Source organism: Labilibaculum euxinicum (assembly GCF_963678175.1).
Lineage (GTDB): Bacteria > Bacteroidota > Bacteroidia > Bacteroidales > Marinifilaceae > Labilibaculum > Labilibaculum euxinus.
Map to the genome: position 1 here is coordinate 2,268,004 of NZ_OY782756.1, position 22,402 is coordinate 2,290,405.

Annotated in this window: 15 protein-coding genes; 10 read left to right on the forward strand and 5 right to left on the reverse strand. The window is 35.5% G+C overall.

Annotated elements, in window-relative coordinates; genetic code table 11:
* Positions 1-100: 100 nt before the first annotated feature.
* The gene (locus ACY0M5_RS09155) at positions 101-970 is read left to right on the forward strand and encodes a Cbp1 family collagen-binding glycoprotein adhesin (protein ID WP_124991876.1); all 870 of its coding nucleotides are present in this window, start codon (positions 101-103) and stop codon (positions 968-970) included.
* Positions 971-1,205: 235 nt separating this feature from the next.
* On the opposite strand, the gene ACY0M5_RS09160 is transcribed toward ACY0M5_RS09155, so the two are convergent.
* Positions 1,206-1,568, reverse strand: a complete 363-nt coding sequence (locus ACY0M5_RS09160) for a DoxX family protein (protein WP_156196898.1) — start codon at positions 1,566-1,568, stop codon at positions 1,206-1,208.
* Positions 1,569-1,866: 298 nt separating this feature from the next.
* On the opposite strand from ACY0M5_RS09160, the gene ACY0M5_RS09165 reads away from it, so the two are divergent.
* Positions 1,867-3,150 (forward strand): citrate (Si)-synthase, encoded by a 1,284-nt coding sequence (locus ACY0M5_RS09165; RefSeq protein ID WP_461631552.1) that lies wholly within the window; start codon positions 1,867-1,869, stop codon positions 3,148-3,150.
* 120 nt (positions 3,151-3,270) lie between these two features.
* Positions 3,271-4,908, forward strand: a complete 1,638-nt coding sequence (locus ACY0M5_RS09170; protein ID WP_101310680.1) for an ABC-F family ATP-binding cassette domain-containing protein — start codon at positions 3,271-3,273, stop codon at positions 4,906-4,908.
* 66 nt (positions 4,909-4,974) lie between these two features.
* Here the strand turns inward: ACY0M5_RS09170 and ACY0M5_RS09175 are convergent, their stop codons facing one another.
* The 3 genes from ACY0M5_RS09175 to ACY0M5_RS09185 form a co-directional block, all read right to left on the reverse strand.
* Complete coding sequence (locus ACY0M5_RS09175) at positions 4,975-5,514, reverse strand: glutathione peroxidase (protein ID WP_461631553.1); 540 nt, start codon at positions 5,512-5,514, stop codon at positions 4,975-4,977.
* A gap of 517 nt (positions 5,515-6,031) precedes the next feature.
* Positions 6,032-7,618, reverse strand: coding sequence for a dipeptidase (locus ACY0M5_RS09180; protein WP_461631554.1), 1,587 nt, complete (start codon positions 7,616-7,618; stop codon positions 6,032-6,034).
* Positions 7,619-7,644: 26 nt separating this feature from the next.
* Positions 7,645-8,508 carry a CvfB family protein gene (locus tag ACY0M5_RS09185; RefSeq protein WP_461631555.1) on the reverse strand — a complete coding sequence of 288 codons (864 nt, stop codon included), beginning with the start codon at positions 8,506-8,508 and terminating at the stop codon, positions 7,645-7,647.
* Positions 8,509-9,116: 608 nt separating this feature from the next.
* Between ACY0M5_RS09185 and ACY0M5_RS09190 the strand changes: the two genes are divergently transcribed.
* The 4 genes from ACY0M5_RS09190 (at position 9,117) to ACY0M5_RS09205 (ending at position 17,392) form a co-directional block, all read left to right on the forward strand.
* Positions 9,117-12,557: a hypothetical protein gene (locus tag ACY0M5_RS09190; RefSeq protein WP_461631556.1), complete on the forward strand. Its 3,441-nt coding sequence runs from the start codon at positions 9,117-9,119 to the stop codon at positions 12,555-12,557.
* Between the two features lie 517 nt (positions 12,558-13,074).
* Positions 13,075-13,215 carry an ATP-binding protein gene (locus ACY0M5_RS09195; RefSeq protein ID WP_156196902.1) on the forward strand — a complete coding sequence of 47 codons (141 nt, stop codon included), beginning with the start codon at positions 13,075-13,077 and terminating at the stop codon, positions 13,213-13,215.
* 138 nt (positions 13,216-13,353) lie between these two features.
* Positions 13,354-15,801 (forward strand): PAS domain S-box protein, encoded by a 2,448-nt coding sequence (locus ACY0M5_RS09200; RefSeq protein ID WP_461631557.1) that lies wholly within the window; start codon positions 13,354-13,356, stop codon positions 15,799-15,801.
* Between the two features lie 187 nt (positions 15,802-15,988).
* Positions 15,989-17,392, forward strand: a complete 1,404-nt coding sequence (locus ACY0M5_RS09205; RefSeq protein WP_461631558.1) for a hypothetical protein — start codon at positions 15,989-15,991, stop codon at positions 17,390-17,392.
* Positions 17,393-17,477: 85 nt separating this feature from the next.
* Here ACY0M5_RS09205 and ACY0M5_RS09210 read toward each other — a convergent pair whose 3' ends face one another.
* Positions 17,478-18,335 (reverse strand): T9SS type A sorting domain-containing protein, encoded by an 858-nt coding sequence (locus tag ACY0M5_RS09210; RefSeq protein ID WP_461631559.1) that lies wholly within the window; start codon positions 18,333-18,335, stop codon positions 17,478-17,480.
* 258 nt (positions 18,336-18,593) lie between these two features.
* Here ACY0M5_RS09210 and ACY0M5_RS09215 point away from each other — a divergent pair, with 258 nt between their 5' ends.
* From ACY0M5_RS09215 to ACY0M5_RS09225, 3 genes are all read left to right on the forward strand, one after another.
* The gene (locus ACY0M5_RS09215; protein ID WP_461631560.1) at positions 18,594-20,192 is read left to right on the forward strand and encodes a cysteine peptidase family C39 domain-containing protein; all 1,599 of its coding nucleotides are present in this window, start codon (positions 18,594-18,596) and stop codon (positions 20,190-20,192) included.
* A gap of 77 nt (positions 20,193-20,269) precedes the next feature.
* Positions 20,270-20,467, forward strand: coding sequence for a hypothetical protein (locus tag ACY0M5_RS09220; protein ID WP_461631561.1), 198 nt, complete (start codon positions 20,270-20,272; stop codon positions 20,465-20,467).
* Between the two features lie 308 nt (positions 20,468-20,775).
* Entirely contained in the window at positions 20,776-22,356 is a 1,581-nt protein-coding gene (locus ACY0M5_RS09225; RefSeq protein WP_461631562.1) for a DUF6734 family protein, read from the forward strand.
* Positions 22,357-22,402: the final 46 nt, after the last annotated feature.

The window sequence follows — 22,402 nt, forward strand, 5'->3', positions numbered from 1 at the left end:
CTTTTGTGTTGTGGTTTTTAATTTGAATTTATTTCTGGCACAGATTTCTCATATTGATCTGTGAATTTGAATTGATGTAAACTTATTAAAATTAAAAATTATGAGAAAGTTAGTATTTGCACTCCTGGTATTACCTCTATTTACAGCATGTAATCAGAAAGAATTAAAGCAGTTGCGTGAGCAAAATTCTCAACTGACTCAAATGGCTCAGGAAAAAGATTCTACCATTGATGATTTTGTTGAATCGTTTGATGTTATTGCGGCTAATCTGGCAATAATTAAAGAGAAAGAAAATATTATTTCTGTTAGTGCAAGTGAGAATCCAAGTGCCGGAAAAAAAGCGCAGATCGTTACTGATTTAGGTTTGGTTCGCGATCTTTTGGAAGAAAACAAGGCAAAGCTTGAAAGTCTGGATAAAAAATTGAATAACAGCTGGTACCAAAACTCAAAACTAAAAAAATTGATTGCTGGTTTAAAAGTACAAATTGAAGAAAAGGATAAATCAATTAATGCTTTATCGGAGCAGCTTGCACAGCTTAATGTTGAAGTTGACAATTTGAATGGTCAGGTTACTGAATTGAATGGAACTGTTGTTGCATTAAGTACTGAGAATGACAGCATCAATAAGACGATTGAAGAACGAACTGCCAATTTAAACACAGCACATTACGTAATCGGCGATATTAAGGAACTGAAATTGAAGCAGGTTGTAACAAGTACTGGTGGTATTTTAGGAATCGGATCAACAAACAAGTTGAATCAGAAAATTAATCCTGAAAATTTCAACAATATTGATATTACTCAAACAACAACGATTCCTGTATCCGGAAGAAAAGTTAGTTTAGTAACATCGCACCCAAGTGATTCCTATCGATTTGAAGGAACTGATAAAGAAATTGAAGCAATCACAATTCTTGATCCTCATGAGTTCTGGAAAGCATCAAAATATTTAGTTGTTGCAGTGAAATAATAAAAACGAAAGAGCTTGGTTTTAGGCATCCCATTTTGGGGTGCTTTTTTTATTGTAGAAAGAGGGAGTCCGAAAAGCTCAATTTTATTGTCATTCTAAGCTTGTCGAAGAATCTTTGTGTTTGAATAACAGATGTTTCGTCCCGATAGCCATCGGGATCGCTCAACATGATATTTCCAAGGGGGGAGCTTTACTTTTCGGACACACTCTTTGTTCTTATGTAATTTCAAAGTGTTTACTTACCAAATACTTTACTGTTATATATTCTCGACACAATCAGTAATACAAGTGCGGTTGCAGCCATTCCAAATTGTCCGTCGGCAGCAACAAGATGAGCTCCGAGAGCTAAAACAAAATCAAAGAAAAATCCGGCGTAAGCCCATTCTTTTAAAAGTTTGGATTTGTTCGACCATATTGCCACGAGCCCCAAAATCTTGGCAATGGCTAAAGGATAAATTACGAATGTCGGAAATCCTAAAAAGGTAAACATTCCACTTACCACTTCATATTTCGTAAAATACAAACTTGCCGACATGAGCATAAGGCCCGATAATAGGCCGGTTGCAATCCAATAAATTATTTTGTTTCTTTTTTCCATCTGCTGTAATTTTTAATTTGCGGATTTTCTATGTAATAATTAAGTAATAGAAAAGTTAGTTGTTTTTCTTTAAATATCAGCATCTGTGTTTTGTAATCTGTTTCATCTGTAAATTTCCCGACCAATTTTGTTTATTCCTTTTAAAAATTTCGTTGTATGAAACAATCAATAATCCTTCTCCTTGGTTTATTAATTAGTTGAAATGTCGTAACTTATAAAGACACCTCTTGCCTCTGTTAAGTGTATTGCCTGCACTCTTTTTTTTTGATTTGTGTTGAAACGGAATAATAAAATTGATATGGATAATCTACGGGAAGGAATTCAAAATCACATTATTGAATTGCAGTTGGAAATTGATAATATTTTTGCCCGAGGCCGTAATTCAGTAGTTTCGGAAATTACTGTCGGACAAATATACGGTGGAATGCGCGGATTGGTTGCATTGGCTTGCAACACCTCTTATGTTGATCCTTATTCGGGTCTTTATATCGGAAAGTATACAACAAATGAGTTTTCGGATAAATTACCTGAGGAAATATTTTTCCTTTTGAGTACAGGAAAATTTCCGGATAAGGAATCGCTTGCCGATTTTCAGAATGATTTAAATAAACGCGCCAAGGTACCGCAATACACGTGGGATGTGTTGCGCAGTCTTCCAAAAGACACTCATCCGATGACCATGTTGAGTCTGGGTATTTTGTCGATGGAAAATGAGTCTGTATTTAAAAAGGAGTATCGGAAAGGCTTACAAAAAGCAGATTATTGGAAATACACCTTGGAGGATGCGATGAATATACTTGCAAAGTTACCAGAGCTTGCAGCAGGTATTTATCGAATTCGCTTTGGCGACGGGAATTTAATTTCTTACGATTCAAATTTGAATTGGTCGGGTAATTTGGCACACATGCTTGGTGTTAATAATGATGAGGGTTTTGCAGATTTAATGCGTCTGTATTTGGTTTTGCATTGCGACCACGAAGGAGGGAATGTGAGTGCGTTTACATCGAGAGTTGTGAATTCCGCGCTTTCAGATTTGTATTATGCTGTTTCTGCAGGACTTAACGGTTTGGCAGGTCCGCTGCACGGATTGGCGAATCAGGAATGCCTTCGTTTTATTCTAAAAATTCATGATCAATTTGGGGATGATCCGGATGAGGAAGTGTTGAGAGCATATATTCTGGATGTTTTAAATTCGGGTAAAGTGATTCCTGGTTACGGGCATGCTGTATTGCGGGTTACAGATCCCCGATTCACAGCTTTTATGAAATTTGGGGAGGCGAATTGTGCGAATAATCATTGTTTTAAGATTGCAAAGAAACTTTTCTCGGTTGTTCCGGATATATTAATGCATTACAAAGAAGGCAAAGTTGCCAATCCATGGCCAAATGTTGATGCCATGTCGGGTTCACTTCTGCATAATTACGGGTTGAATGAGTTCGATTTTTATACCGTTTTGTTTGGTGTTTCGAGAGTAATGGGTTTTTGCGCTCAGAATATCCTTGCCTTAGGATTGGGACAGCCAATTATCAGACCTAAAAGTGTGACCAATAAATGGGTAATAGATAAACTTGACGAGAATTAAAACTGAGATAAGCGACTAGTGCCAATCGGGTTCTTATTTAAATTTTAAATGTCAATCGCACAGAATTTATTTCAGATTTCCTTAAAGTGATTATCTTTGCGGCTCATTTAAATTAAAGAGATGATTAGTGTAGATGCTTTAGCGGTAGAATTTGGAGGAACCACTTTATTTAAAGACATTTCCTTTGTGATTAATGAAAAGGATAGAATTGCTTTAATGGGAAAAAACGGGGCTGGTAAATCTACTCTTTTGAAAATAATTGCAGGAGCCGAAAGTCCTTCCCGGGGAAGAGTTTCAAGTCCTAAGGATAAGGTGATTGCTTATTTGCCGCAGCATTTAATGACAGATAATACCCGTACGGTATTCGAAGAAACAGCTCAGGCTTTTGCTTCCATTTTCGAGATGGAGAAGCAGATTGAGGAAATGAATGTGGAATTGGGTACGCGAACAGATTTTGAATCGGAGAGCTATTACAAATTGATTGAGGATGTTTCTGCTTTAAGTGAAATATACTATTCGATAGAAGAAATAAACTACGATGCCGAAGTTGAGAAAACACTGTTTGGATTGGGGTTTGTACGGGAAGATTTCACAAGACCAACCAGTGAATTTAGCGGTGGTTGGAGAATGAGAATCGAATTGGCAAAAATTCTTCTGCAAAATCCCGATTTGATTCTTTTGGATGAGCCGACGAATCACCTGGATATTGAATCGATACAATGGTTAGAGGATTTTCTGATTAATTCGGGAAAAGCCGTTGTTATTATTTCTCATGACAGGGCTTTTGTTGATAAAATCACAACACGGACCATTGAAATTACAATGGGTAGAATTTACGATTACAAAGTAAATTATTCTCAATATTTAGAGCTTCGCAAGGAGCGAAGAGTTCATCAGCAAAAAGCATTTGAGGAACAGCAAAAAATGATTGCCGATAATCAGACTTTTATTGACAGGTTTAAGGGCACGTATTCCAAAACACTGGCGGTTCAGTCGCGGGTGAAAATGCTCGAAAAACTCGATATTGTTGAGGTTGATGAAGAGGATAATTCAGCACTTCGTTTAAAATTTCCGCCATCGCCTCGTTCAGGAAATTATCCTGTAATTATGGAAGATGTTGAAAAAACTTACGGTGATCATACCGTATTTTCAGGTGTGAATTTTACAATACAAAGAGGAGAGAAACTTGCCTTTGTAGGGAAAAACGGAGAAGGGAAATCTACTTTGGTAAAAGCCATTATGCAGGAAATTGAGCATGGAGGTAACTTAACGCTCGGGCACAATACAATGATTGGTTATTTTGCTCAGAATCAGGCTTCGTTGATGGATGAAAATTTAACGGTTTTTCAAACCATTGATGATATTGCCAAGGGAGATATTCGAACAAAAATTAAAGATATATTAGGCGCTTTCATGTTTGGAGGTGATAACTCTACAAAGAAGGTGAAAGTTCTGTCCGGTGGAGAAAAAACCAGGTTGGCAATGATTAAATTGTTGCTGGAACCGGTGAATTTGCTGATTCTTGATGAGCCGACCAATCATTTGGATATGAAAACCAAAGATATTTTGAAGTCCGCCTTAAAAGAATTTGACGGAACCATAATTCTGGTTTCTCACGACCGTGATTTTCTGGATGGTTTGGCCGAGAAGGTATACGAATTTGGCAACAAGAAGGTGAAGGAACATTTGGGTGATATTTACTCATTCCTGAGCAAAAAGAAAATGGAGAATTTAAACGAACTGGAACGTAAGAATTAGATCAGTCAGAACAATACAATTATATTGAAGAGACGCCATCGCGTCTCTTTTTTTGTTGAAACTCATTTATTGTTCTAACCATGAAATTACCTTTTCGCAATTTGGTTTTTCCTTTGGGAAAAGTACATCAATAAGCTTCCCATTTTCATCAATCAGGTATTTTGGGAAGTTCCATTTTATTTTCGAATCCATCACTCCATTTTTCGACTTTTGTGTCAGCCAGCTGTAAATTGGATGTATATCACTTCCCTTTACCGATATTTTCGACATCATTGGAAAGCTGACGCCGTAATTCTTTGTGCAAAATTCTTTTATTTCTTCATCAGTTCCAGGTTCCTGCCAAAGGAAGTTATTTGCAGGAAAGCCTACAATTACAAAATCTTTATCCTGATATTCCTTGTACAATGCCTCTAATAATTCGTATTGCGGAGTAAATCCACATTTAGATGCTGTATTGACAATCATGATTTTTTTGCCCTTTAAATCGGCAAAATTAAACTCTGAACCGTCAATTGAAGTAACAGTAAATTGATAGATACTCTCTTGGGCAAAGCTCATAAAAGAAGTTGAAATAAGTAAGATACAGATGGTAATTATTTTTCGCATGGCATGATTATTTACATTAACGAGTCAATTGCGTCCTAAACGTTTTTTGAGAATAAGTATTAATTACTTCTTTTATAAAAACTTACAGCTCGTGATAATCTTAAGGGGTACAATTTAAGTTAGGTATTTGATTGGCATCTTTTTTAAAGAGCTTTCGTTTTAGTTCAAACCTTTAGTAAGACCGGGAAGCTGAGAACTTGTTCGAAGATCGTCCGTACGCACTTAGGTTTGAATTAAATAAGGAAGTTTTTTAAAAAGCAGCCTTGAATTTCTTTGCTTCGTTTCTTGTTTCAAGACAAGAAATGATGTCGGGTTTGGGCGGAAAGCCCAATTGTTAAAATCAATTAGGACAATATTGTTAACGAGTCAACAATTTACCCCCTTTTTTGTTCCGAAACAAGATGAGAAATAGTAATGCATTTTTATTTTATGATGAGCTTGATTCTGTTTGTACAGTAGGCTGCAAAAAAAAGAGCAACTGCTTGGTTGCTCTTTTCTCATTTAATATTTATGGATCTTAGAATTTCTCATCGTATTTGGTCCAGATTCCATCTCCAATTTTCCATGCTTTTTCAACCACTTCGTTTCCTAGTTGAATGGTTCTGTTGGTAAGGAATTCCACTCTTTTTTTCTTGCTCAAACTTATGAATTGTTCATCAATTTTCGCCTGTTCTTCAAAATAGTTTTTTTGCAATGGAACAAACACCTTGTCAATATCGTGACGCATATCGCCCCATCGCTGAGCCGATAATGTACCCAGTCTGTTGAAAGCCCACCATGCAGAAGTGCGGGTATATCCCAATGTGCGGGCTTTTACTTTGTAGCTTTCGGCTAAATCTGTAGATCCCGAATAAACCGGAATATAAATTGAGCTTGCCACATTATCCTGCGCCAACCATACAATGCCGCCAACTTCATCGGGCAGCCAATCACGACATTGAATAATCGTAGCATACATAGTATACCAACGGGCTATGGTTCTTTCTCCCAACTCATCCCATCCGCCATTCACACGAAACAATTTGTTCATATCGTAAGGCATAAAAGGATTTGCAAAAGGAGATATCACTTCGTTTCCGTCTTTATCTGCTTGTTTGATATTCTTCACAAAGTTATATGGAGTTCCTTCGTAGTAATCTTTAAAGATCTCTACCAATTTATTCATTGTTATTTTTTCATCCGGTTTTACCGAAAAAGGATAATCTTTGTCGTTGGCATCCAAATTCAGGGAAGGAGCTGCCATTGAAAGTACCCGCCATTCTCTTCTTCGTGAAGCCAGAGACAAACGACTCTCCGGTGCATAAGCGTAATTCCAGCGGAATGTTTCGCCTTCTTTCCACCATCCGTTTTCTTTGGCAACATCAAAAATATTCGCCGATGCCATAAAATAATCCGGATTTTCTAAATCAATCTCTTTAATGGTGCTGGCGTTCGCATTTACCGAAATGTGATCGTTCGGAACTCGTTGAGCAACCCAAACGGCTCCTACTTTTCCTTTTCCCGGACCCACAACCTCAAAATGCCAAACCTCTTTTTTATCAGCAATAGTAAGACACTCACCATAATCGCGCCAGCCGTATTTTTTTAGTAAATCATCAGCCAAACTAATTGCTTCTCTGGCTGAAGAACATCTTTCCAGCATCAATTGCTGCAAACGCTGACAATCGATCAAACATTCTGTAGAGAACAATTCTTCATGACCTCCAAAAGTAGATTCACCAATGGCCAATTGTTTTTCGTTAATGCAAGGGTAGGCAGTATTCAGGAATTGGTAGGTTTTTTCAACCTGATCGATTTCTCCGATTTTTTTGTGCTGATAAGTTGGCATTGCCAAACTATCGCAGGCAGAGCGTTCAAACAACTCAAATTTATTTCCTTTGTCGTGTTTCTTAGCGGGAACAACATTCATCCATGCTCTTGTACGGTGGCTGTCATCGGTGTGAGATGTAATAACAGAGCCATCGGCAGTAGCCATTTTGCCAACCGTGATGGTGGTGCATCCTTCCGGAACACCGTTTTTCCAATCTGATTTGTCCTGAGCAACGGCAGAAAATGAAATTGACGCCATTAAAATGAACAAGCTCATTCTAAATTGTTTCTTCATAAGTTCGTGTTGTGTGTTCTTCTTTTCTATTTAGCGCCTTTCACTAAAAATATGCCCGAATCTTCAATGGTGATTAGTTTTTGTTTGTAAAGAAGACCGACCGCCTTTTTGAAGTTCTTTTTACTCATATTTAGAAGGTGATAAATATCTTCAGGTGAACTTTTGTCGTTTAAAGGAAGAAAACCATCTTCTTTCTTTAGCTGAGATAGAATTTGTTCTCCTGAATCAGGAATTTTGTTTTCGTAACCTTGTTTTTGAAGGCAAACGTCAATTTTTCCATCAGGACGAATTTTCTTAATATATGCCTTGCGCACATCTCCGCAGCGAACAGGTTCAAAAATTTCATTCTGATACAACATTCCTAATGCGTCGTTGCTAATCAATACCTGATAGCCTAAATCATTTCTTCTGCCGATCAGGATTTCTATTTCGTCGCCTTCGGTATACGAGGTTTCTACGTCTCTAAGTACGTTTTCTATTTTGGCTGTTCCAACAATCCGGCCGGATGCATTGTCCAGATAAACAAATATTAAGTAAGAATAACCAACCTGCATGTTGTCCTTTTGCTCACTAAACGGAACAAACAAATCTTTAGCGATTCCCCAGTCGAGAAATGCGCCCAAATTATTGACTGTTTTCACCTTTAAATAAGCAAATTCACCTACTGTAGCATAGGGAATAAGAGTTGTTGCAATAATTCGATTTTCCGAATCACGATAGATAAATACTTTAATAGTATCATCCAATTGGGTTTTAGGAGGCACATATCTGGTAGGTAAAAGAATTAAAGATTCATCTTCTCCCTGTAAATACACTCCAAAATCGACTATTTTAGCAACTTTTAACGATGCAAACTGACCAATCATACTCACAATATTATATTTTATCACTTTATCTGTATTGAATAAGAATCACTTACAGATGAAAGTGCGGTTTCACTACTCGAAAATTTAACACGGTAAATGTAAGCATCTTTTTACGAAATATTCGTTTGCATAGCCAATTCCCGAATTTCGAATTGAAAATGCTCTGCTCTATAAAATCTTCCTGGAAAAGAGCATTAAATCGAACTGACTTTGCAGAATGAGGCATGTTGTACAGCAGATTTGTGAAATCGAAAAAATTGATCTGGGTATTTAAGCTCAATGAATGCTTAACAGTAGTTGTTATCGGTTAAATGTATATCATTTTACAGGCTGTATTTCTGCGAGTGCCTATTTCAGTACTTTTTTTGTGATTTGTTATGTGAAGATTGCAATTTTCGTTATCGATTGCAGTTTCTACATGTTATTATTAAAGAAAAAAATCATTAATGTTCTTGGGTATAAACACCCACTAAACGGTGTATTGTACAACATACAGCGAATAATACAGAAAAATTTCTCCAATGAAAAATTGTTTTTATTTTTGATGCAGAATTAAATCGCATTGATTCGATTCCAATTTTAAGCAACTCTCTCGAGTATTAAATGGGAATAAAAAATTAACAAGTCAGGGTATGAAAAAAAGGAAGTTATTAGTTAGAGATCTTACATTAAGAGATGGTCAGCAATCTCTTTTTGCTACAAGAATGCCACAGGCAGAAATTGAAAAGGTATTACACCTGTATAAAAAAGCCAATTTCTATGCAATGGAAGTTTGGGGTGGTGCAGTTCCTGATTCAGTTATGCGATACCTTAATGAAGATCCATGGTATCGTTTGGAGTCGATTAAAGAAGTGATAGGCGATGTTTCCAAACTTACCGCTCTATCTCGTGGTCGTAACCTTTTTGGATATAGTCCTTACCCGGAATCAGTAATCGAAGATTTCAATACTCAGGCGGTTAAGTCTGGATTGGGAATCATGCGTATTTTCGATTGTTTGAATGATATCGAAAACATGAAGTCTACTATTAAGTATGTGAAAGCTGCTGGTGGTATTGCTGATTGTGCAGTATGTTTTACTGTTGATTCTAAATTTCCTACCAAAAAAGAAGATCTTGAAAGATTAACAATAAAGAACCTTCCTGATCAGATTTTTGATCTGAACTACTTTGTTGATATGGCAAAGAAGCTTGAGGCTTTAGGTGCCGATATGATTTCATTAAAAGATATGGCTGGATTGGCTTCTCCTTCGTATGCTGGTCAAATCATCCGCCGTTTTAAAGAAGAATTAAATATTCCTGTAGATTTCCATTCACATTCTACACCAGGTTACGGTCTGGCTTCTGCTCTTACTGCAATTATCAATGGCGTTGATATCATCGATACCAATATCATGAATTTTGCAGGTGGATCTGCAGCGCCGGCTTACGAATTGATCTACATTTTCTGTCAGAAATTAGGCATCGAACTGGATGGTGATGCTAAGACCGTTGTTGAGATCAACAAAATTCTGAAAGAGATTCGTATGAATGCTTTAGCTGATGTTGACAGCTACAAGCAGTTCCCTATTGAATTTGATATTACAAAAGATAAATTGCCTGCCAACATCGATCAGTTATTCGATGATGCGATTAAGTATGCCAAAGCCGATAAGGAAGAGGAACTACTTGTTGCATGTCATGCAATTGAAGCATATTTTAATTTCCCGGCTCCGAACCAAATGGTTAAGGATGCGGAAATTCCCGGAGGTATGTATACCAACATGCTTAACCAGTTGAAAGCTTTAGGTTTGGAAACCCTGTTAGAGAGAGTGCTGGAAGTGGTACCGGTGGTTCGTTTGGACGCTGGCTGTCCGCCACTGGTGACCCCTTCTTCTCAAATTGTTGGTGTTCAGGCTGTAAACTGCGTAATTGATGAGAATTCTGGACGTCCGTTCTATACCAATGTATCGAATCAGTTCTTTAATTTGGTAAAAGGAGAGTATGGAACAACTCCAATCGAGATTGCTCCTGAATTCCGTAAAAAAATTACCGGGAAAGCTGAAAAAGTAGAATACGATGTAGATGCTTATGTGTCTCCTGAAAATCCAACATTGCCGCAGTACGGAAACGTGAAGTTGGCGAAAGATAATAAAGAATTCATGTTGCTTGAGTTGTTCCCGTTGGTAGCTAAAGGTTATCTGGAAGGAAAGCGTAAAGCAGAATTCGAAGCTCAAAGAGAAGTTAACCGCAAGAAAATTGCTGCAGAAAGAGCTGCTATTAAACGTACAGGTAAACTAAAGATTCGTGATCTTACCCTTCGTGATGGTCAGCAGTCATTGTTTGCGACACGTGTACCTCAGGCTGAAATAGAGAAAGTGCTTCCGATGTATAAGGATGCCAACTTTTATGCAATGGAAGTATGGGGTGGTGCAATTCCCGATTCAGTAATGCGTTACCTGAACGAGGATCCATGGCACCGTTTGGAGTCAATCAAAGAAGTGATTGGTGATGTTTCTTATCTAACAGCTCTATCCCGCGGTAGAAACTTGTTCGGATATTCTCCATATCCTGAATCAGTAATCGAAGGTTTCAACAGAAATGCAGTGAAATCCGGTTTGGGTATCATGCGTATCTTCGACTGTTTGAATGATGTGAAGAACATGGAAACCACCATCAAATACATGAAAGAAGCCGGAGGTATTGCTGACTGTGCGGTTTGTTATACTGTTGATCCTAAATTTACAGGAAAACAAAGATGGAAAGCATTGCTGTCCGGAAAGAGATTGCCTAAGAAGATTTTCGATGTAGATTACTTCCTGAACAAGGCAAAACAGATGCAGGCTTTGGGTGCTGATATGATTACCGTGAAAGATATGGCTGGATTGATTCCACCATCATTGTCAGGGAAAATTATCAGAAGAATGAAAAATGAATTGAATGTACCAATTGATTTCCATACTCACTGTACTCCTGGTTACGGATTAGGTGCTGTTTTAATGGCAATTGTTAACGGTGTTGATATTGTAGATACCAACATCCTGAACTTTGCAGGTGGACCAGCTGCTCCGGCATTCGAAATCATTCAGATTTTTGCTGATAAGTTAGGTTTAGACACAGGTGTGAATTTAGATGCTGTTGTTAAAATAAATGCTGAACTAAAGGGAATCCGCAGTCGGATTGCAGAATTCGATTCATACAAAATGTTCCCGTTGGAATTCGATATTACAGCTGATTATCTTCCAAAAGAGATTGATGCATTGTTCGATAAAGCGATTGAATTAGCGAAAGCAGATAAAGAAGCAGAATTGTTAGACGTATGTAACGCTATCGATAAATTCTTCAACTTCCCTGCACCAAACGAAGAAGTAAAAACAGCTGAGATTCCAGGTGGTATGTATACCAATATGCTGGCTCAGTTGAAAGGTTTAGGTTTGGAAGATTTGCTGCCAACAGTACTATTGAAGGTACCCGAAGTACGTGTTGCTGCAGGTTGTCCTCCATTGGTTACTCCATCATCACAAATCATTGGTGTGCAGGCAGTAAATTATGTGTTGGATGTGAACAGCGGTAAAGCTCCTTATACAAACGTAAACAACCAATTCTTCAACCTTGTGAAAGGTGAATATGGCGAAACTCCAATCGAGATTGATCCGGAATACCGTCAGAAGATTTGCGGACAGCGTGATGCTACAGCTTTCGATGTAAGCAAATACAAATCACCAGAGAATCCTATATTGGAAGAGTTTGGTGGCGTTAAGCTTGCTGAGAACGAGAAAGAAATGTTGTTGTTGGAATTGTTCCCAACAGTTGCAGGTCCTTTCCTGAAGAATCGCAAAGCGGATGCTTACTACGCAAAAGTAGAAGCTGAAGAGAATGAAAAACAAAGAATCATCGACGAGCAAAAAGCTGCTTACAAGGCAATTCCTGCTGAGGAAAAGCGAGCAATGCTTTTGAGAGGATTATATAGCTTGGGTGGAACTTCAGAGGAGGCGACTGGTGAGATTACTCAACCGGAAGAAAAAGAGTCTCGTTTGGATCTTAAAACCAAGGAAATGCTGAACAGGATGAAACCTAAAAGCAAATTAGTAGGATAAAGTTTTCTCTTTATATACGCAACCTTAAAAAGTGCTGCTCTTCGGAGTGGCACTTTTTTTAGTTTCCGTCAAACTGTACTGTTGATGTACTACTACCAAATTAACATCAAAACATTCCTTATAAAATGTTTCTTTTCAGCTATATCTTCGTTAAAAAAGGTGCATTGTAACATGGCTATGCTTTACTTTTTTGCCTCGATACAGCTAAAAATTAATTCATTTTAATTAAAGTCTGTTTTGAAATTAAATTGGTATAATTGAAAAGGACACTTTCTCGCCCTGCCACATCTATCGAGCTGCGACTGCAATAGTCGTGCTACTACGACCACAACGGTCGTGCTACTACGACCACAACGGTCGTGCTACTACGACTACAACGGTCGTGCTATCACGACCACAATAGTCGTAAGTGAAGGACAAAAGGAGAGTGTATTGATATTTTGTTTGTGTTTGGTTCAGGTTGTTGTAAAACAGGGTGTTGTGTATTTGTTTTAAATTGGGTCAATCTTTTTAAGATTTGACAAAGGAGAATGGTTCTGGTATAGGTTTGCCAATTTCAAGATCTATTATGCATTTACATGATGGCAAAATTAGTCTTGAGTCTGTTTATGGCGAAGGCACTAAGGTATCTATTGTATTTAGGAATACTCATCGATGAATTCTTAGTGCAGAATTTCAAAATAGATTTACCTCTATGTCTTTTCAGCAATTAAAATTATTGTTTTGCAACCAGTTTAAATGAAAATAAATTGTTCGGTAAGTACATGTGATCGCTAAAATATGATAGTTTTGTGAAATGAAAGAGCAGAACACACTACGATCGAGCATATTGGAGTTGCTATATAAGGGAGAACCTGAGGCAGTAATTTTGAATGAAATTGTAAAACAGGCTCAGGATATTTCTCATGGTTCAATTTGTTCAATTCTGTGCATTGATGAGGAAGGAAAGCACTTGTTATTGGGAGCTGCACCCGACTTACCGGATTTTTATAATAAAGCAGTAAGTGGTCTTCCTATTGGAAATGGAATGGGATCATGTGGTACAGCAGCTTATACAGGCGAAAGGGTTACTGTAGAAGATATTAATACCCATCCTTATTGGAGTAGCTTCAAAAGTATTGCAAAAGATGCAAATTTAGGATCTTGTTGGTCGGAACCGATTAAAGATGCTTCGGGTAAAATTCTTGGGACTTTTGCCATTTATCATCGTACACCCAATATTCCCAAAACAAAAGATATCGAGTTAATTTCAGAATTATCGGATTTAACTGCAATTGTACTTGATCGAGGTAAAATTATTAGGCAATTAGCAGAAACTGAAAGTAAATATAAAACTTTAGCAGATGCCAGTAATGAAGCCGTTTTTATTGTTGATGAGGATAAGATTGTTGAAATAAATACTCGGGCTGAAGTAATGACTGGGTATTCTGAATTGGAATTATCGGGTGTTTCTATTTTTAGTTTTATTGAGAAAGAGCACTGGATCGTTTCGCTTGATGAAAAATCTAGAAATTTTCGTCATAAAATTCAAGCGATCGGTACTAAAAAAGATGGTTCAAAGATAGATGTGGTTGTTCGAATTAAGAATTCTACATTTAAAGGTAAGGTAATATGTTTGCTTTCCATTCGTGATGTTACCAATTATAAAAATACCAAGACTGAATTGCTTAAGTTATCCCAGTCCGTTGTACAAAGTCCGGTTTCTGTTGTAATTACAAATTGCGAGGGGAATATTGAGTATGTAAATCCAAAGTTTAATGAACTTACCGGTTATTCTTTGGAAGAAGTAATTGGACAAAATTCTCGCATCTTGAGCTCAGGAAATAATCCAACTGATTTATATGAATCGTTGTGGAAAGCAATAAGATCCGGTAAGGAGTGGAGAGGAGAGATTCAGAATAAGAAAAAAAACGGAGAATTATTTTGGGAGTTTGCAACAATATCACCCATAAAGGATGAAAGAGGGCAAATTATTAGTTTTATAGCAGTTAAGGAAGATGTTACAGAACGAAAGAGACAAGAACAAATTAAGAAGATTATATTAAATATTTCGAACGCTGTCTTTTCGCAAAATACATTGTTTGAATTTATTCAGTTTATTAGGGAAGAATTGTCTTCTATAATTGATACAACAAACTTTTTTGTTGCATTATATGATGACGAAACGGAGATGTTTAGCCTGCCTTTTCATGACGATGAACATGATTTGTTCAAGGAATTCCCTAAAGGCAAGACTATTTCCGGCTGGGTTGTTGATCATGAAACGGCACTTTTGGCAACAGCTGAAGAATTGGATGAGTTAGGAGCCAAAGGAGAAGTGGAACTTAAGGGAGAACCTTCCAAAATTTGGCTCGGAATGCCTCTTAAGGGAAAAGAAAAGGTGATTGGTGTTTTGGTGATTCAAAGTTACGAAGACGAGAATGCTTTTTCTGAAGGAGACAAGAAGATGCTTGAGTTGGTTTCGCATCAGATTAGTATTTCTATCGAGCAAAAAAGAACCGAACAGGAATTGTATAAAGCTTTACATGACGCAAAAGAATCGGATCGTTTAAAGTCGGTTTTTTTAGCCACTATGTCACATGAATTACGTACCCCCTTAAATGCGGTAATAGGGTTTTCGGGATTGGTAGATAATGAAGTTGATATTGAAACGGCAGTTGAATATTGCAAAATGATTCATAAAAGCGGACATAATCTATTAAATATTGTAGAAGATCTGTTCGATATTAGTTTAATACAATCCGGTGCGGTTAAAATTAAACATGAAGATTACAACCTCTTAAATTTGTTTTATGAAATTGATGCTGTAATTCATGTTGAGAGGAATGTGCTTGAAAAGGAACATATTGAATTGATATTAAACCTTCCTCCTAATTTTTCGGATTTTATTTTAAATACTGACCCACATCGTTTTAAGCAGGTATTTCTGAATTTATTAAAAAATGCTTTGAAGTTTACTGATAAAGGAAGTATTGAATATGGCGTTATGAACGGAGATGTGAATTCGGAAAGGGTACTTCATTTTTTTGTAAAGGATACAGGAATTGGAATTCCAGAGGAGGTACAGGAAAGTATTTTTGGCTTGTTTAGACAGGCTAATGAAAAGCTTTCGAGGAAATATAATGGAGTTGGAATCGGATTATCTATTTCAAAGAGTTTAACTGAATTATTGGGAGGTAAAATTTGGTTTGATTCAACATATGGAGAAGGATCTACTTTTTATTTTACACATCCCATTAAATGAGCTAAAACCATTCAATAACAGGATCAAAATTCTAAGGTTCTTTTATTAGTTATTTCCCGTTAAGCTTTTTTAACCAATTTTAGCAGGCAATTCGTCAAACTATCAGCCTGATAATAAAACAAATGCTTTATTAAAATCGTACCCTAGTTGATAGGGTATCATTTTATTCAACTTTAAACTTATAGCCATGACATTGCATAAATACATCCGCACAATCGGTAGGTGTTTGTTGTCGCTTGCCTTCATTTGTTTTAGTATTTTACCTGTTAAAAGTCAGGAACAACTACCTGACAAAAATGGAGAATTAATTCTGATTGATTCATTGGGAATTACACAGGAAGCTCAAAAAAATTCAATCCCAGTTGGATTATTTGCATATAATAAATGGGTTGATCTGAATGAGAACGGGCTTGTTGAAAGTAATGAGTTTTTCGGATTAGGTAAAGACTCATTTTCGAAAGGGGAAGCCATTAGTGTCTCTTTATATGATCCAAATTTGAGCGAAGGTTCAAATTTAAAACTAAGAATTTGGGATACCAGTGGTAATTTGATTCGTACAATTAAAAAGAATTATACTTCAACTCCTTTATTTACTTATTCAGGTTTCGATTCATTTCTGCCAGTTGGGAATTATATTTTTACCATTAATCCGGAGGAAACCGGAACAACCTACCAAATTCGTTTTTCATTAAAAGAGCCAAATGGAAACACTTTTGCTCAAATTCGCAAAAAACTACTTCCTGAAAATCTGTATATTTTTAGGATGTGGATAGATGAGGATGGAGATATGAAAATAGATAGCTCTGAAGTGTTTGCTTTAAATCAGAAAGAATACTTTTTAGGTGATGTAAAATTTGAAATGGGTTTAAATCTTCCTTCTGTTACCAATCAGGTTGTTTATCAGGTTTGGGATGCTCAGCATCAGTTGCTCAGCATGAATATTTCTAAATTGGATAGCTTGCAGCATTATACTATGAAAGAGGATACTCTGCATAATGGGAATGATTTTCTGAAGGTTTTAAGTGATGCTTCCGTTGGAAATTATCTGATTACAGCTTCGGTTGCAGGAGAGAAGGTGAAACAGTATCAAATTCCCATTCAGATAATAGATACAACGCAGATTGCTGATTCAGAACCAGCTGTAGAGCCCGAACCGGTTGTTGCTGAAGATACAACTTCTTCTGCACTGAAAATGAAAATGGGAACTTCTGAGAATGTGGATAATTTAGCACCTGAATTCAAAAAAGGGCAAGAGGGATTTTTTCTGTTTACAGGATTTATTGATTTGAATGAGAACAATGTTCAAGACCGGGATGAGTTTATGGGAGCCGATCAGGAATATTATTATTCTGAATCGGAAAATATATTTGTTCAATTCCATTTGAGACAATTTTTTAATACGACGTTAAAGTTGCAACTGTTGAATAGTGAGAAGCAGCTGGTTAAAGAACAAATCGGCAAATACGGCGATTCTCCATTTGTATTTAAAGTTTCAATGCCCGATGATCCATTGATTGCAGGAGATTATCAATTACTGATGATTCCCGTTGGTTCAGAAATCAAATATCGATTGGAGCTGACAATTAAGTAGTCAAAAATCCCGCTTTTGGTGTTCCAAAAAACGGGATTTTATCTAATCTAAAACCTATTGAAAAAAAATGCTGTTTATTGCTTTACTATTTTTTACTGAGTTGCGAACCATCCTCCATTTCAAATATTAAAATGTAAGTTCCTGTTGTTAGATTATTTACGTTTAAATCTGCCGATTCATTTGGCATTGTTACAGCTATGATTGCTTTTCCTGATAAATCAAAAAGCTGTAATTTATTTACTTGTTTTAGATTTTGAAGATGAAGAATATCACGAACCGGATTTGGGTACAGGCGTAATTCTTTGTTTAAAATATCATTAATGCCTGTTGTGTACCATTTGTAAATTGAACTTCCTTCCGGATCATTATTCAAATCCGTATAGGTATAACTTGCCGTTAAGGTTTCATCCTCTCTGAAAGTTCCGCTTACAGCAATGTTTGAAGCAACAGGAGCTGACTTTACATCAGGAATGGAAAGTTGTTTTGTTGTGTAAATATGATATTCCCCGGCTTTAAGATCTATAAATGCGTTAACATCAGTAACAGTAATTGCTTGCCCGGTAAAATAATCATACCATGTATCTGTTTTACTGAAATTAGGATCAATACTTCTTAGTTTAAGGTCGAAATTTCCAATTACTCTAACATCCATATCGGAATGATTGATTTCAATACGTTTTAAAACGGTATTTGTATTCAGTGTGAAATCCTCCGATTCGAAGGCAACTTCTTCTTTTTTCAGCTTGATAAGTGCCGAAAATACTTCGTACAGTCTTTTTCTGTTTGGATCATCCTGATATTCCCAATGGATAGGTTTCTTGCCAACCCGACCATTTTCATCAATCGAGACATCGTAACCCAATCCGATATCTACCACATTTTTAGATAAATATTTAAAAGTCATCACGGCGGTTGATTTTACATTCTGGATTTGTGTTGCCATTCGTTTGTAATCTGATTCTGGTCGTATTTCTAATAATTTCTATTCATTCTGAGATATGTAAACGATTGCGGGATCGTTTGCGTTATTTTTTTCTACATAATAAGGCCAATAATCTGGAATGGATTTTATGTTTATATATATTTATAATCAATAATTAATAATCTAGATTTACTTTTCTAATCTTGAATTTTAGGTTGATTGAATTACAAAATGTTGAATCCAAAATAATCCTACGTAGAAAAATAATATCCTAACCTTATGTTTTTAAAAGATAATGAACAAATTAGAATAATTCAAAATCTCTTAAAGTTGCTAAAAGTAAATATATCTACTGCAACGATTAAGCATACTCTAACAAATCATCCAAATTGGCCAAGTTTACTAAGTATTGCTGATGCTATGAATACTTGGAAATTTAAAAATGCTGCAATAAAGGTTGGTGAAGAAGATTTGGATAGAATTCCTGTCCCTTTTTTAAGTTATATCGGAAATGAAGATTATCCAATAGTCGTAACAAATGTTAATAGGACAACTGTTGAATTTTGCACAAGCTCAAGAAATACACAATCTGTCGAAATAAGCAAATTTATCACACAATGGTCTGGGGTTTGTCTATTGATAGAAAAAACCAAAAATTCAGGTGAGGTTAATTATTTGAATAATCAGATAAAATATCTTTTTCAAAGATTTATTCCTTTCATCCTATTTGTAATGATAGGTGTTATGATATTTAATAACATTTTAAGCAGATCTTTATCAGTAGAAGATTCCATATTTTTCCCAGCTATATTTCAAGTATTAGTTTTTATCTCGGGGATTTTTATTTCAATAGAATTATTAAAATATGATCTTACTGGTGAGCAAAATTTATGGAGTAAATTATGTGCTCTTGTAAAAAATGGAGATTGTAAAAGCGTGATCAAGCTAAAAGATTCAAAATTTATGAATCTATTGGGCTGGAGCGAAATTGGCTTGATCTATTTTTGTGCAGGATTGTTTACTCTGATTTATAATCAAATCCCCATAAATGAGGCATTATCATTCATCTTCATCATTAACATTATATCTCTTCCATTTATAATATATTCGCTTTATTATCAGGCATATTTGGCAAAAAAATGGTGTTTTATGTGCTTATTAACACTAATAACCTTATTGGCTGGGGGCATAAATTCTTTTATAAATTTTAGCTGGATTAAGCAAGAGTATTTAAATTCAGTATTAGCAGGGAATATTACCTTAATTTATCTCTCCACGCTAATAATATGGATTTTGATTAAACCCTATTTGGAAAGATTTATTGAACTCTTTAAAGACAATAAAGAATTACTACGATTTAAGTATAATCAAGAAGTATTTACAACACTGTTACAACAACAAAAAACCTGCGCAATGCCGAAAATAGGAGTTGGCATTCAGTTGGGGAACGAAAACTCGGAAAATACTTTAATCATTGTATCGAACCTTTTTTGTAACCATTGCAAAAGTGCCTATGATCAACTTCAGAAACTATTAATTAAAAATGATAAAATCAATGTCCGAATTATTTTTACTTCATCAACAAATAAAGACAGCAATGCATTTATTCCAACAAACCACATTCTTTCATTAATGTCTAAGTATAAAAACCAAAATGAAAGACTTAGAATATTGAACAATTGGTATCAAGACACAAGCTACAACAGATTTTCCAAAGAATTCCCACTAAAAGAGTTAGAACTAAACGGATTGAAACATCTTGATACCATGTCGGAATGGTGGCAAAATCAGAATATTCAATATACTCCAACCTATTTTTACAATGGCTACGAGCTTCCTAATGAATATGACATTGAAAATCTTCACTACTTTCTATAGTTGCAAATATTTCTAATAAAGTAAGGTAAATGAGCTTTGTACCTATATAAAACCAAAGCCAATTTAAATAATATACTATGTCAAAAACAGAAAAGATGTTAAAAATTGATGCTTTGTTGCCAAAACAAAGATTATCAAGAAATGAAATGAAAGCTATGGACGGAGGATCCTGGTATACTTGTTATTGCGATGGACAATTTATTGGCTCAGGTTCAACTTTTCAGTGGTGCTATCCTGCGTGCGATGGGCAACTAACTCTTTACGCACCGAGATAAATAAAAAGTAAAGTTTTTGGAGAGAGGCAACTCTCTCCTTTGGTTAATATTTCCAGTAGAATAATCTAAAATAACCTCCAAAATAGCAGATAATAGATATTGATTGCTTTTTAGTTTTAAACAAAAAAAATAGGATATATAATAATTCTTCATCACAGAACTTGTAAATTATTATTAACTAACATAACCAAGGGGGTTGAGAATGAAATTATATCGCTTAGCTCATTGTCAAATGTAACTTGATCCTTAATAATTCGAACTTTTTGGAAAAACCAGAAAATATTTGTCACATAAATCAACTAAAAAATATGAAAATAATACAAACCTATTGGTCATCTCCAGCAAAGTTGAATAGCCCCGATGATAAAAATGGCCGAAACAATGGTGGTTGGCTTTCAGAGTATTATCATGCTTGCAGTTGGGCACTTAGCAATTTGAAATTTAGGCAGTTTTACCCGCATATGGAATTGTATACAGATACAAATGGATATGACTGGTTGGTAAATAAGCTTGGTTTAAAGTATACGAAAGTGCATCTTAGTTTAGACAATTTTGATACCTACCACCCTACACTTTGGGCTTTGCCAAAAATACATACCTACAGCCTACAGAATGAACCATTTATTCATGTTGATGGAGATGTTTACATTTGGGAAAAATTCAATTCAGAATTGGAAAATGGACAATTGTTGGTTCAAAATTTCGAAGGAGAAACACCTTACTATAAAATGGCCATAGAACAAATTAAAGAAAACTTCAGTTATCTACCCGATTTATTAAAAGAACAAATCTATAATGACCACCCATTTACGGCTGTAAATGCAGGCATTATAGGAGGGCAGGATTACAAATTCTTTAAAGAATATGCAACTGTTGCAATGGATTTCATTGATAGAAACAAAAATCATTTATCGAAAATTGACATTGGTATGTTCAATCCCATTTTTGAACAGTTGATTTTTTTCCTTTTGGCAGAGGAGAAAAGGATAAGTATCACTCCTTTTAGCAAAGGAATTAAGAAAAATTTTGCTGAGTTTTTGACTATCAACGATGTTCCACTTTTCACAAAATATATTCACACCATTGGAGGTAATAAAAGGTTGGAATACATGTGTAATGAAATTGAGGCTCGTTTAAAATATGAATTTCCGAAGGAATATAATCATATTAAGGATATCTATCATCCCATTGGACAAGGTAACGAGCAAAATTCTCAAAAGATTGTCATAAAAGAACTTGATCTGTATCGCAATTATGATAATACTCGAAGATTACTAAAAAATAAAGGCATCTCAATTCATGATGTTCCGGTAAAAAAAATTGAAGATTATATGAATGAAATTCTGAATCAAGATAATATTGATCCAGAACATCATCTTCTGATAGATATTTACCAGATGGAAAGTGCTACCAATACAATTCTGAACAATAAAAATAACAAGACAATTCCACAACCAAATGATCTTATAAAGAAGAGATTTAACATTACATACAATAACAGCAAAAAATCTCTTTTAAAAAGAGCATATAAGCTAAATAGAGAAAACTGTATTATTTTATTTCAATATCATAATTTCGATGATGCAATTAATCAAGACTACTTAGCCCAAGTAATATCAGGCAAAAAAGATGATTTTTTAAGTCATTCTCCACAATTGATGCTTGTAAAATGGTTCAACAACAGAATCATGTATCAAGTTTTGAAAAGCTGGGACATTTTACTTTACTATTTCGAGGATTCTCCTATAACAGGAGATCATATAATTGAAATGATAAATACAGGCCAAACCCCTTGTCAATTCGAAAGCAATGACATAGATAAAGATATAATTCATTTTTTAACTAAAAATTTATTATATTTTAATCATTTGGAGATGGTAAATATTTAAAAAGAGGGAATTTGAAATTTCCTTGCAATAACTTTTTTTGTTTATA

Bases quoted from the DNA above. Each gene is read 5' to 3' on its own strand.
- ACY0M5_RS09155 (WP_124991876.1), top strand. From the start codon at position 101: ATGAGAAAGTTAGTATTTGCACTCCTGGTATTACCTCTATTTACAGCA.
- ACY0M5_RS09160 (WP_156196898.1), bottom strand. From the start codon at position 1,568: ATGGAAAAAAGAAACAAAATAATTTATTGGATTGCAACCGGCCTATTA.
- ACY0M5_RS09165 (WP_461631552.1), top strand. From the start codon at position 1,867: ATGGATAATCTACGGGAAGGAATTCAAAATCACATTATTGAATTGCAG.
- ACY0M5_RS09170 (WP_101310680.1), top strand. From the start codon at position 3,271: ATGATTAGTGTAGATGCTTTAGCGGTAGAATTTGGAGGAACCACTTTA.
- ACY0M5_RS09175 (WP_461631553.1), bottom strand. From the start codon at position 5,514: ATGCGAAAAATAATTACCATCTGTATCTTACTTATTTCAACTTCTTTT.
- ACY0M5_RS09180 (WP_461631554.1), bottom strand. From the start codon at position 7,618: ATGAAGAAACAATTTAGAATGAGCTTGTTCATTTTAATGGCGTCAATT.
- ACY0M5_RS09190 (WP_461631556.1), top strand. From the start codon at position 9,117: ATGAAAAAAAGGAAGTTATTAGTTAGAGATCTTACATTAAGAGATGGT.
- ACY0M5_RS09200 (WP_461631557.1), top strand. From the start codon at position 13,354: ATGAAAGAGCAGAACACACTACGATCGAGCATATTGGAGTTGCTATAT.
- ACY0M5_RS09205 (WP_461631558.1), top strand. From the start codon at position 15,989: ATGACATTGCATAAATACATCCGCACAATCGGTAGGTGTTTGTTGTCG.
- ACY0M5_RS09210 (WP_461631559.1), bottom strand. From the start codon at position 18,335: ATGGCAACACAAATCCAGAATGTAAAATCAACCGCCGTGATGACTTTT.
- ACY0M5_RS09215 (WP_461631560.1), top strand. From the start codon at position 18,594: ATGTTTTTAAAAGATAATGAACAAATTAGAATAATTCAAAATCTCTTA.
- ACY0M5_RS09220 (WP_461631561.1), top strand. From the start codon at position 20,270: ATGTCAAAAACAGAAAAGATGTTAAAAATTGATGCTTTGTTGCCAAAA.
- ACY0M5_RS09225 (WP_461631562.1), top strand. From the start codon at position 20,776: ATGAAAATAATACAAACCTATTGGTCATCTCCAGCAAAGTTGAATAGC.